10 protein-coding genes and 2 pseudogenes are annotated in these 12,097 nt (G+C 34.4%); 5 read left to right on the forward strand and 7 right to left on the reverse strand.

Features of this window, described 5'->3' with window-relative positions; all coding sequences use genetic code 11:
* Positions 1–603: transposase (locus tag ACEN31_RS06385; RefSeq protein ID WP_407108967.1), on the reverse strand; the 603-nt coding region annotated here is incomplete at its 3' end.
* A gap of 682 nt (positions 604–1,285) precedes the next feature.
* Between ACEN31_RS06385 and ACEN31_RS06390 the strand changes: the two genes are divergently transcribed.
* Positions 1,286–2,446: an ABC transporter substrate-binding protein gene (locus ACEN31_RS06390; RefSeq protein ID WP_407108968.1), complete on the forward strand. Its 1,161-nt coding sequence runs from the start codon at positions 1,286–1,288 to the stop codon at positions 2,444–2,446.
* A gap of 68 nt (positions 2,447–2,514) precedes the next feature.
* Here ACEN31_RS06390 and ACEN31_RS06395 read toward each other — a convergent pair whose 3' ends face one another.
* The 3 genes from ACEN31_RS06395 to ACEN31_RS06405 form a co-directional block, all read right to left on the reverse strand.
* Positions 2,515–2,895 (reverse strand): VOC family protein, encoded by a 381-nt coding sequence (locus ACEN31_RS06395; RefSeq protein WP_338489570.1) that lies wholly within the window; start codon positions 2,893–2,895, stop codon positions 2,515–2,517.
* A gap of 67 nt (positions 2,896–2,962) precedes the next feature.
* Complete coding sequence (gene cdd / locus ACEN31_RS06400) at positions 2,963–3,370, reverse strand: cytidine deaminase (RefSeq protein WP_138405437.1); 408 nt, start codon at positions 3,368–3,370, stop codon at positions 2,963–2,965.
* Positions 3,371–3,494: 124 nt separating this feature from the next.
* Complete coding sequence (locus tag ACEN31_RS06405; protein ID WP_407108969.1) at positions 3,495–3,761, reverse strand: glutaredoxin; 267 nt, start codon at positions 3,759–3,761, stop codon at positions 3,495–3,497.
* A gap of 174 nt (positions 3,762–3,935) precedes the next feature.
* On the opposite strand from ACEN31_RS06405, the gene ACEN31_RS06410 reads away from it, so the two are divergent.
* Entirely contained in the window at positions 3,936–4,781 is an 846-nt protein-coding gene (locus ACEN31_RS06410; RefSeq protein ID WP_407108970.1) for a DUF368 domain-containing protein, read from the forward strand.
* A 71-nt stretch (positions 4,782–4,852) separates the two neighbouring features.
* On the opposite strand, the gene ACEN31_RS06415 is transcribed toward ACEN31_RS06410, so the two are convergent.
* Complete coding sequence (locus ACEN31_RS06415) at positions 4,853–5,851, reverse strand: LacI family DNA-binding transcriptional regulator (RefSeq protein ID WP_407108971.1); 999 nt, start codon at positions 5,849–5,851, stop codon at positions 4,853–4,855.
* A gap of 245 nt (positions 5,852–6,096) precedes the next feature.
* Here ACEN31_RS06415 and malQ point away from each other — a divergent pair, with 245 nt between their 5' ends.
* Positions 6,097–7,740, forward strand: a complete 1,644-nt coding sequence (gene malQ, locus ACEN31_RS06420) for a 4-alpha-glucanotransferase (protein ID WP_407108987.1) — start codon at positions 6,097–6,099, stop codon at positions 7,738–7,740.
* 87 nt (positions 7,741–7,827) lie between these two features.
* Positions 7,828–10,113, forward strand: coding sequence for a glycogen/starch/alpha-glucan phosphorylase (locus ACEN31_RS06425; RefSeq protein ID WP_407108972.1), 2,286 nt, complete (start codon positions 7,828–7,830; stop codon positions 10,111–10,113).
* A 64-nt stretch (positions 10,114–10,177) separates the two neighbouring features.
* Here ACEN31_RS06425 and ACEN31_RS06430 read toward each other — a convergent pair whose 3' ends face one another.
* Together ACEN31_RS06430 and ACEN31_RS06435 are read right to left on the reverse strand one after the other, a co-directional pair.
* Entirely contained in the window at positions 10,178–10,642 is a 465-nt protein-coding gene (locus tag ACEN31_RS06430) for an S-ribosylhomocysteine lyase (protein WP_138405431.1), read from the reverse strand.
* 198 nt (positions 10,643–10,840) lie between these two features.
* A pseudogene (locus ACEN31_RS06435) lies at positions 10,841–11,877 on the reverse strand (glycoside hydrolase family 3 N-terminal domain-containing protein); the annotation flags it as partial.
* 7 nt (positions 11,878–11,884) lie between these two features.
* On the opposite strand from ACEN31_RS06435, the pseudogene ACEN31_RS06440 reads away from it, so the two are divergent.
* Positions 11,885–12,070: pseudogene (locus ACEN31_RS06440) on the forward strand (IS3 family transposase); the annotation flags it as partial.
* Positions 12,071–12,097 lie beyond the last annotated feature (27 nt).

Below are 12,097 nucleotides of genomic sequence, written 5' to 3' on the forward strand. Positions count from 1 at the left end.
TACGCCATTAGAAGTATATTGATTTCCTGAACGAAGTTTAGCTTTTAAAAAATCACCAGTTAATCCATCAAAAGCGACTAATGGATGATAACCGTTCGTTCCATAATGAGCATTATAATCTGTCTGTTCTTGGCTACCGAAGGTATCCGAATGGGTAGAATCTAAATCAACAATCATATTCGTATCATTACGAATAAGTCGTGCTTGATCAATCACTGTTTGATTGAGTGTCTGGAAATCTTCGATCGTTTGTTCCGTAATTCGATCGAAAAATCGAGAGATAGAGGGTTGCGAAGCCCATACTTCATCAGTTGAAAGAGCTTGTAATAACGGATCGTGTTGTAAGATATCCGCTGATAAATCGGTTTTATAGCCAGCGATAATCTGAAAAAGTAATTGTTTTAAAATCTTATGGTTATCGTGTAGCCAGTAGCGACGGTCTTCATTAAACGAAACGACGTCTTTAGAATGCTCTGTAAAATGAAAAGCGTCCATGAATTCGTCGACCAGTGCCAACCCAGAATCACTCGATAAACGACCACCTGTATGAGAGACATGTAAATTATTATTGAATTTTGCTGTAGTTTCTTGTAAAGTAACCATTGAGAGGACCCCTTTCTATTGGTTGTTTGTTGTGAATTAACCATATCAGAAAGGGGTTCTTTTTGCATCACCTAACGGGTGATGAAGCAATTTACTACAAGTACTATAATCACAACATTAATTGACATTTTTAGAAAAACTATGAATTATTCAGGACACTTAAAGTTTTCATAAAATATTTTAATTCGGTGATGAAAGCTGTTTCATTTATACTTTTTTATTTATTTTATTCCCGCTTTATAAAGTTAGTAAACAATATCTATCAGTCTTTGTCCGTAATACATTATTTTTATTAGAATAAGATTAAAATAATTATTGATTTTTAATCTTAATTATTATACACTAACTTTACCAACAAAAAAGGAGGCAAAGTATTATGCAAAAATCTAACCCAAACATTCAATCTAACAGTCATCGATGCTTTGCCATCCAAAATATAGCTTTATTATTATTATTAGACATGTGATAGGATTTTAATCATTAATGATTAGAGTCCTATTCCTCGTGAATTCGGGCTCATGTCAAATGACGAGCCTGAATAACTCAGGCTCGTTTTTTTGTTGACTATTACTAAATAAATGAGGTGGTAAAAGTGGATAGCTTATCAGACTTATCGGATTTATCAGTTTTATACATGACTTTAAAATACACAATTTACCAAATTAAACTAGGAGGAACTTAAATGTTCAATTCAATTAGAAAAAATCTTACAAAAATTATTGCTACTGCTACCATTGCTACTAGTGCGTTCACGCCTGCCCTTACTGCTTTTGCCCAAGATGAAGATCCAATTAATCTAGGTGTTATTTATGAATTATCTGGTGCCGTAGCAGCTTACGGAATTACACAGTCCAACGCCATTAAGATGGCGGTTGAAGAAATTAATGAAGATGGCGGAGTGATGGGTCGTCCTTTTAATATCGTTGAGTACGATACTAAATCAGATGATACGGAAGCTGCAATGATTGCGACTCGTTTAGCAACCCAAGATGATGTTGTTGCAATGATTGGTCCTGCGACAACAAGTCAAATGCAAGCAGCAATCCCAGCAGCAAATGAATATCAAATCCCATTAATTTCTCCATCAGTGACTAATAATGATATTACCTTTGATGACGATGGAAATGTTCAGCCCTTCGTATACCGTTCATCATGGTCAAATTCATTCCAGGGTTCTGGGATAGCTAAATTTGGATACGAAAATATGGAAGCAGAAAAGATGGTCGTTCTATATGATAACTCAAGTGATTATGGTTCTGGGCTATATGATAATTTTGTTGAAGGTTATGAAGGAGAGATTGTCCATACTGAAACTTTCACACCGGAGATGAATGACTTTAGTGCGATTATCTCAAACATTGCTGCTCAAGATTTTGATGCAATTACTATACTAGCCTTTTATCAAACTGCTGGTCCAATTGTTAAACAAGCACGCGAGTTTGGTATCGATGCTCCAATATTAGGCTCGAATGGATTTGGTAATGATATTATTTATGAATTGGCTGGCGCTGAGAATATGAATAACGTCTATTACGCTTCACTTTACCCTATTCAAGATGAAGACGAATTTGTTGAAAAATACCGTGATCAATTTGACTCAGATCCAGATATGTTTGCTGCTCTAGCTTACGACACAATTTATATGCTTAAGAGTGCCATTGAACAGGCAGGTAGTGATGACCCAGTTGCAGTCAATGAAGCGCTTGAAAATCTTGAAGAATTCTCTGGAATTACCGGTGACTTTACCTTTGATGAAAACCATAACCCGACAAAAAATGTTGTAAACATGATTGAAATTCAAAATGCTGAAGAAACTGCAGTTCATGAAGTGGTTTTTGACTAAAAATAGAAGTACCCAAAAAAACAGTTACGAGCTTGAATTCAAGCTTGTAACTGTTTTTTGGTGTCTTGTTATTTGTTAGACATTACTTCTAAACGGTATCCATCTGGATCTGTAATAAAGAAGTATGTAGTTGAATTATCTGATAAAGATTTCATTTCGGTCATTTCATAACCAGATGCTTTTGCTTTTTCGAAAGTTTCTTCTAAATTATCAACACCTAAGGCTAAATGACTGAAGCCATTACCAATTGTATAAGGTTCAGAATCATAATTGTAAGTAAGCTCTAATTCAAAATCACTTCCAGGAACCGTTAAGTATGATAAAGTAAATTTATCTTCCGGAAAATCTTTCTCGCGACTCACTTCAAAATCAAATACACCCATATAGAATTCTTTTGATGCTTTTAAATCTTGTACACGAATACAAGCATGTAGTAATGTTTGTGCCATTCCCTCACTCCTCATTTATAATAAATTAAATATATCAGACAAACGAATGACAAACAAATTATTGGCCTTACATATCCATCGTTGAGAATGCAAATGGTACTAAACCTTCCACACTAGTTTCTAAAACTTTCCCATCCTTACGCGTTAAGTATACAGGTGTCTCGGGCTCACAAAATTCGACCATCACTTGACGACAAATACTGCAAGGCGGTAGAAATTCATCTGTATCGCCTGAAACCGCAATCGCTTTAATTGTTTTAGGTTGATAGCCTTGACTGATTGCTGTGAAAATTGCGCTACGTTCTGCGCAATTAGTTGCACCGAAGGAAACGTTTTCAATGTTGACCCCAGTAAATAATTCTCCATCGTTCATTTCGATCGCTGCACCAACTCTAAAATTTGAATAAGGAGAATACGAATTAGGTTTAATATTTATTGCTTCTTCAACTAAATTATCTATCTTTTCTTGCTTCATACTAACACCATCCTTTTATTTGTAACTATATTATAGCTTATTATCAGTTAAAATAATTATTTTTTGTCAAAAAAAGTCTTTTAAGTGAAGAAGTTACCCCTCACTTAAAAAACTTTATACATGACTAGTTATCAAATTTATTTCTTAATTGTTCTCCATCAAAAAGGTACTCATTATCTTCTGTTACTAAAACTGGGATACCTACTTGATTTGTTTCTTTTTTATCATTAAAGACAGCTTCATTATCACGAACTGCCAAGAATTCTTTTAGGTTAGAAATCGATTCAGTGATATTCACACTTTTGAAACGAACCTCTAAACGGTTCAACTCATTTAGAAACGATTTGGTGTCTGGACATACATCACTATAATATAAAATATTGTTTTCCATTTTTTCACTCCTATTTATTACCTAATTTATTTATACGTTACATTCCTCATAATTTCAACTATTTTGATTTGCTCATCATTCAACTTTTAAGTATAATTGGACAGTGAGTGATAAAATTCGATAAAAAAACTTGAATTCTATTTAATATTTATTGTCATATTAATGGAGGTAACAATGGAAAAAAATGAAAAAAACGATAACCAAAGTTGGTTGCTTCGTTTCGTAAAAGGTATGTTTGTTGGATCAGGCTTTATTGTTCCTGGTGTCAGCGGGGGTGCACTCGCAGCAATCTTCGGTATCTATGAAAGAATCATTAATTTTTTAGCTAATATTACTAAAAACTTTAAAGAAAATGTTCGCTTCTTTTTACCGGTTGGTATTGGGGCCTTGGTAGGTATTGCCATTCTGTCTTGGGGAATTAGTTATTTACTTGGTTCTTTCGAAGTCATTATTACTTGGTTCTTTATTGGTGCTATTGTTGGAACCGCTCCGGCACTTTGGGCTGAGGCTGGGAAAGAAGGCCGTGGTAAAACAGACTATATCATAATGATTATCGCTTTTGTTTTCGGTATTATTCTACTCGGCTTTGGGAATCAATTATTCGATGGCGCTGTTCAACCAAGTTTTATTGCCTGGATGATCTGTGGTGCTTTAATTGCCTTAGGTATCTTAATACCAGGAATGAGCCCATCAAACTTTATCCTTTATATGGGCTTATATCAAGCAATGGCTGATGGTTTTAAAACTTTTGATATAAGCATCATTATTCCTATCGGAATTGGTGGTTTAATCACTATTTTATTACTTGCTAAAGTGATCGAGAAGATTTTCAGTACAAATTATAGTGAATTCTTCCACTTTATCGTTGGAATTGTGTTGGCATCAACTTTAATGATTGTACCTCTTGGTTCAGCATACGCTGGCTTTAGCTTTTTAGAATTCTTGATGTGTTTTGTATTATTCACTCTGGGTGCTCTTTTAGGCTGGTGGATGTCACAACTTGAAAATCGTTATAAGTAAACTAATATTTAATAAAGCTCCTCGTTTAATCCTGATATTGGATTAAATGAGGAGCTTTTTGGTACAGCTGATTATAAGACTAGTTCTGCTTCGACAATTTCTTGGATATATCTTTGTGTATTATTCTCTGCATGCTTAAATGTAATTATGTCTAAAAGCATCGACAGTGCGCTATTCCCTAATTTTTGAGCATTAATATCCATGAATAACTCGTACTTTTCACAAGATTTATGAGACTCATATGCTTTAAAAGTTGCCATTGGAATAGGCTCTTTTCCAGCTGTTTCCCAGCCAGAACGAATCCCCCGAGCAACCAGCTGGTCAGCTATAACCACCCCATCTAATTCGGGCAATTCTAATAATTTTTCAACTAATTGATATCCCACGTTTGATAGGAATTGAAACTCATTAAATACAAGCGACTGATCCACTTCTATCCCATGCTCTTCAAGCGCTTTACGATACCCTTCATATCTTAATTCGATAAAGTTTAACGACTTCTCTCCCCCAACAAAAGCAATCTTTTTCCTGCCTTGCTTAATAATTTGAGAAGTTATTTCATATGACATGCCTTCATTGTCATTATCCACTGAGTTCACCGCCTTAATTGTTGGCGTTCCAATAACAACAAAAGGAAAATTAATTTCTTTTAAGAAGTGAATAATTTTATCATTTATTTTTGAATAAAGAAAAATCAATCCATCGACTTGTTTACCAAATACCATAGTCTTAATTCGATCAAGTCTCTCATCTTCCGTATTTCCTGAACTTAAAAGTAATGTATACTTTTCTTCATTCGCCACTTCATTCATACCACGTAATACAGTTGGAAAGAATGGATTTTGATAGAATGTATCTGTATTATCTGGCAATACTAAGCCAATAATACGTGAGGTACTATTAACAAGACTTCTTGCGTTCATATTTGGATAATACTTTAATTCATCCATAATTGTTCTGACTTTTGTCTTTGTCTTTTCACTGATTGATGGGCTATTTGATATAACCCTAGAAACAGTAGAGGGAGAAACTCCTGCTACTCTAGCAACATCTTTTATTGTTACTGACATTTTTACACCTCAATCTGATAATTCGTCCCTTTTACGCAAACGATTGCGTTTTATTAAATTATACTAAAACAGCGTCCTTAAAGCAATCATAGATTGTAATAAAATATTGTAATCGCTTTTTTACGAAAACGTTTGCTTTTTGTTTGTTTTTCTCCTATAATCGACTTGTATTAATTATAACATATCCTTTCCGTTGTGTAAGAGCTTTCATATATTTTAACGAAAGCTTTTGCATAACGGAAAGGATACAAGAATACTATTTTAGTAGGAGGTTAAACAATTTGACACGTACAAGTGGTGTATTAATGCACATATCATCATTGCCAGGCCCTTTTGGCATTGGAACGTTTGGACAATCTGCTTATGATTTTGTTGATTTTCTAAAAGAGACGAAACAAACACACTGGCAAATTCTTCCGTTAACAACAACCAGTTACGGTGACTCGCCTTATCAGTCCTTTTCAGCTTTTGCGGGTAATACGTATTTTATAGACTATACTCTTTTAGAAGAAGATGGTTTATTAGTGAAAAGTGATTATGAATCAGTCAACTTTGGAGATGATCCTGAAAAAGTGGATTATAGTTTAATTTACAAAGTTAAACGCCCTATCTTAGAAAAAGCTGTGAAACGGTTTATTGAACTGGGCGATTTTGACGATTACTACCACTTTGAAGAAACAAATAAGGATTGGCTCATTGATTTTAGTGAATTTATGAGTATTAAAGAAAGTTTCAATGAAGAACCTTGGTATAACTGGGATGAAGCGAGTATTAATCGAGAACCTGAAACAATGAAGGAATATCGTGAGATGCTCAGTGATCAAATTACTTATCATAAAGTGACTCAATATTTATTCTTTAAACAATATAATCAATTAAAGAAATATGCGAATGACAATCACATTCAAATTGTTGGGGATATCCCTATCTACGTATCTAGAGATAGTGTAGAAATGTGGGCAACACCTCAATACTTCAAGATGAAGAACAAAGTAGAACCAACGCACGTTGCTGGTACACCGCCAGACAGCTTTTCAGATGACGGGCAATTCTGGGGGAATCCGATTTATGATTGGGAATATATGAAGGAAAATGGCTATGACTGGTGGATTTGGAGATTAAAAGAAAGCTTTAATCTATACGATGTTGTACGTATTGACCATTTCCGTGGATTTGAATCTTTCTGGGAAGTTCCTTACGGATCAAAATCATCGGCAGCGGGTCAATGGACAAAAGGTCCTGGTTATGACTTATTCAAACATATTACTGATGCCCTTGGTGAATTAAATATTATCGCCGAAGACTTAGGTTTCATGACTCAAGAAGTTATTGATATGCGTGATAAGACTGGTTATCCTGGTATGAAGATTTTACAATTTGGTTTCAATGGTTTCGAAGATAGTATCGAACTACCCCATAACTATATTCCAAATACTGCAGCCTATGTGGGAACACATGACAATATGACTGCTCGGGGATGGTACGAAGATACTACGAACCAAGCAATGAGAGACCAATTAGATTCTTACTTAAACAGACGTCCTGGAGAAAAAATATCTGAAGCATTAAACCGTGGAATCGCTTCTTCTGTGAGTAATTTCGCCATTTACACAATGCAAGACTTACTCGATTTAGATAATAGTGCCCGAATGAATGAACCATCTACCATTGGGCATAACTGGCAATGGCGTATGTTAGACGGTGCGATTGATAAACCTCTTAAAGAGTCATTAACTAAACTCACTGTCGAGTACTTCCGTGCACCTCAACAATATAACCCTGAGCAAAATGAAGAAAACACAGATGAATACGTTGAGTTGGAAGCATCAGACACTAAAGGTGAGTATCACCCAGCACCAGAATTAGATGATGTGGAAACAGATATATAAGAGTTATTAGTGTCTATTTACTTTTATAATCAGTAATATATATGTAGTACGTTACTTAAAATAAATCAACCCATAAAGGAGTTCAAAATGAGTATTTTAGAAAATTATGTTTTAGATAACTTTGATAAGCCGATTCGTGAGTGTTCGGATCAAGAGATGTATAAGGTCTTACTAGATCTTGTTCGTGACAAATCACGTGAATTACCTACAAATGATGACAAAAAGAAGAAATTATACTACTTTAGTGCGGAATTCTTAATTGGTAAATTATTATCAAATAACTTATTAAACTTAGGTATTTACGATGAAGTAAACAATGAGTTAATCGCCAATGGTAAAAACATCATGGACATTGAACAAGCAGAATTAGAACCTTCATTAGGTAATGGTGGATTAGGTCGTCTAGCAGCATGTTTTGTCGATTCAATTACAACTTTAGGTATTAATGGTGATGGTGTAGGGCTGAATTATCATTTTGGTTTATTTAAACAAGTCTTTAAAGATAACCAACAAACTCAACTCCCTGATCCATGGATTACGGAAGAATCGTGGTTAATCAAAAACGAAAAATCATATGAAGTGCCATTCAATAACTTTACTTTGAAATCAACTTTATATGATATCGATGTCCTAGGATATAATAGTGATACTCGAAATCGATTACGACTGTTCGACTTAGATTCAGTAACAAGTGATATTATCGAAGAAGGAACGATTCACTTTGATAAGACTAATATCGAAGAAAACTTAACATTATTCCTATACCCTGATGATTCAGACCGTGAAGGAGAATTATTAAGAATTTTCCAACAATACTTTATGGTATCGAACGGTGCGCAGTTGATTCTTGATGAAGCTGTTGCTCGTGGAAGTAATTTACACGATTTAGCAGAATATGCAGTCATTCAAATTAACGATACTCACCCTGCTTTCGTTATTCCAGAAATGATTCGTCTATTAACACAACGTGGTATTGATTTTGATGAAGCCATTCAAATCACTCAAACAATGACAGCATTCACTAACCATACAATCTTAGCTGAAGCTTTAGAAAAATGGCCAATAGATGAATTAGAACAAGTTATGCCAGAAATTGCGAACATTATCCGTGAATTAGATAATCGTAAAAAAGATGAATTCCCTAATAATCACGCCGTATCAATTATTGATGAACACGACCGTGTACATATGGCACATATGGCTATTCATTATGGTTACAGTACCAATGGAGTGGCTGCATTACATACTGAAATCTTAAAAAATTCAGAATTAAAAGCATTCTATGATATTTATCCGAATAAATTTATTAACAAAACAAACGGTATTACGTTCCGTCGTTGGATTATGGACGCAAATAAAGAACTTGCTGACTTCATTGATGACCTTATTTCAGATGAGTGGAGAACTTCAGCGAATCTAGAACCATTATTAGACTTTAAAGATGATGAAAATGTCCTTACTAAATTGCGTGCAATAAAGTTTAATAATAAACAACGTCTAAGTCATCGATTAGAAACTATGCAAAATGTTACGATTAACGAACATTCAATTATTGATGTTCATATCAAACGTATTCATGAATACAAACGTCAACAGATGTTATTACTTTATATCATTCATAAATACAATGACATTAAGAATGGTAACATTCCAAAAACACCAATTACAATTATCTTTGGTGGTAAAGCTGCAGCAGCTTATACAATCGCAAGAGATATTATTCATGCTATCTTAACTGTATCTGAAATTATCGCCAATGATGATGAGGTCAATGAGCATTTCCAAGTAGTTATGGTAGAAAACTATAACGTAACGCATGCACAGTACTTAATTCCGGCTACAGACATTTCAGAACAAATTTCGCTCGCATCTAAAGAAGCAAGTGGAACAGGTAACATGAAATTCATGCTGAATGGTGCCTTAACATTATGTACTTTAGATGGTGCTAACGTTGAGATTGCCGATTTAGTTGGTGAGGAAAATATCTATATCTTCGGTAAACGAAGTGAAGAAATCGTAGATTTATATGCTACAAATGGTTACAACGCTCGTTCATACTATGAACGCGAAACAATTAAACCGTTAGTTGATTTCTTAATTGATCCTAAGATGCTTGAATTAGGTAACGAAGATCGCTTATCTCGCTTACATTCTGACATGATTAACAAAGATTACTTCATGGCTTTAATTGACCTTGAAGAATTCATTGAAACCAAAGAGAAAGTTTATGAAGATTACGAAGACCACGATACATGGACTCGTAAAACATTAATTAACATTGCTAAAGCAGGATTCTTCTCTTCAGATAGAACAATTAATGAATATAACCGTGATATCTGGCATTTAGAACAAGAAATTAAAAACGTAAATTAATATAATGTTTTGATACATGAGCAAAAGGGCAATTCCGTTTGGAATTGCCCTTTTTTTGTTCAAATTAAATAACTTTACGTTCAAATGGCTCGATACTAATTCCGTCATTCAATACTTGTTTTGCATATTCTTTTGCTGCAAATAACGAGTGGTCTTTATAATTTCCACATTCGATTGCTATTGTTGCTTCAATCACATCTGCTTCAATAATTATATTTAAGACTTTCTTTAATGCTTCTGCAATCTCTTCTGGACTGTGATCATTCCAAGCAACCATGTAGAAACCAGTACGGCAACCCATTGGCGAGATATCGATAAGACCTTCGATTTCATCACGCATATGAATTGCTAAGAAGTGCTCTAATGTATGAACAGCACTGGTTGGTAAAGTATCTTTGTTAGGTTGCAGAAATCTTAAATCATACTTCTCAATTACTGCTCCCTTTTCATGCTCTTCTTTACCCGCTAATCTTACATAAGGTGCTTTTACTTTGTTATGATCTAACGAAAAACTTTCTACTTTAGCCATTATCATTGTCCTCCTTGTTTTATATAGACGTATTCTTGTTTTCTTTCATATCATATCTTAACATAACCTAGAATAAAGGTCATTTAAGAAATATTTCAGAAAAAATTCCAGCCAGCACCGGGGGAGATGCTTGCTGGATCGTAGATTTTGAATGATTTTGTTATATTATTTTCTATCTCTTTAAAGTTTTGTATCCCATTAACCACAGAATGGATCTGCTGAGCTTACACCTTTGAATTCAGATTCGCCAGCTAATTTCTTAACTAGTTCTTCCATTGTTACTAACATACCATCGTAAGTATTAATGTATGTACCTACTTGTGGAACGTCAGCTAAATCGAATGGATTTTGAACTGAAACATAAATAGTTGGAATTTCGTGTACATAGAATGGGCTATCTGGAGTACCTTTAGACGCTGGCCAAATAGTACGTTGGATAGTACCACCACTGTTAACATCTCCAACATTAATGATTAAATCATAGTTATCAGTTAAGTTAGCAATTGGTTGTTTTTGAGCATAAATGTTCGCAATAGCTGGTCCACGTTCTTCTTCAGGTTACTTCATGATTTACTCTTGAGTTGATTCTCAAATTGATACTTCATATCCGCGTTCTTCTAATAATGCTTTCAAATGGTCATGTGCTTTTGGTTTATTACCAGCGATCATAGCATCAAATCCACCTTTAATATCTGAAACTGGTACTAATAAGATACGTTTGTAACGTTCTGGTGTTACTGGGAATAGAATTTTTTGTTTATCTTTAACTAAAGTGATTACTTTATCTGCAACTTCACGAACAACTTCTGTGTTAGCTTCTGTTAAGATTCTTGTTAGGACTTCTTTCTTAGTAACATAATTTCTTCACGTGAAGAGTTATGTAAACCAATTTTAGCTTTAAAACCTAAAGTACGTCGAATTGCATCGTGTAGTCGTTCTTCAGTTAATAGACCGTTTTCTAGTCCTTCTTTCATCCATTGGAAGTCTTCATCTGGATCATTGAAGAATAAGAATAAGTCACATCCAGCTTCAATCGCTGTTGGTCTCATCTCACGACGAGGGAATGAAGCAGTCATCGCTACCATGTGTGAAGCATCTGTTAAGATATTACTGTTTAATCCAACTTTACCACGTAATAATTCGTCTAATAAAGTCTTATTTAATGACGCTGATAAGAAATTATCTTCGTCACGTTCTGGGTGTAATGCCTTTTCTTATTCTGGTAAGTGAATATGTTCAGGAGGGAACTGTCTAGATAATGCACCGGTGGAAAACTTTTTTGGTTTATTGAAGCAAGAAATGTACTGCGGTGAAACAATTGAAAGTATCGGGGAGTTAGAAGCACGAATCAGATCATATATTTACTGGTACAATCACGAATGTATTAATACAAAATTAAACGGCTTGTCACCTATTCAATATAGGTGACAAGCCACTTAGAAAAATATTCGATTA

Origin of the sequence: Ruoffia sp. FAM 26255 (genome assembly GCF_045528525.1) — a bacterium.
GTDB classification, from domain to species: Bacteria; Bacillota; Bacilli; order Lactobacillales; family Aerococcaceae; genus Ruoffia; species Ruoffia tabacinasalis.

Bases quoted from the DNA above. Each gene is read 5' to 3' on its own strand.
- ACEN31_RS06390 (WP_407108968.1), top strand. From the start codon at position 1,286: ATGTTCAATTCAATTAGAAAAAATCTTACAAAAATTATTGCTACTGCT.
- ACEN31_RS06395 (WP_338489570.1), bottom strand. From the start codon at position 2,895: ATGGCACAAACATTACTACATGCTTGTATTCGTGTACAAGATTTAAAA.
- cdd (WP_138405437.1), bottom strand. From the start codon at position 3,370: ATGAAGCAAGAAAAGATAGATAATTTAGTTGAAGAAGCAATAAATATT.
- ACEN31_RS06405 (WP_407108969.1), bottom strand. From the start codon at position 3,761: ATGGAAAACAATATTTTATATTATAGTGATGTATGTCCAGACACCAAA.
- ACEN31_RS06410 (WP_407108970.1), top strand. From the start codon at position 3,936: ATGGAAAAAAATGAAAAAAACGATAACCAAAGTTGGTTGCTTCGTTTC.
- ACEN31_RS06415 (WP_407108971.1), bottom strand. From the start codon at position 5,851: ATGTCAGTAACAATAAAAGATGTTGCTAGAGTAGCAGGAGTTTCTCCC.
- ACEN31_RS06425 (WP_407108972.1), top strand. From the start codon at position 7,828: ATGAGTATTTTAGAAAATTATGTTTTAGATAACTTTGATAAGCCGATT.
- ACEN31_RS06430 (WP_138405431.1), bottom strand. From the start codon at position 10,642: ATGGCTAAAGTAGAAAGTTTTTCGTTAGATCATAACAAAGTAAAAGCA.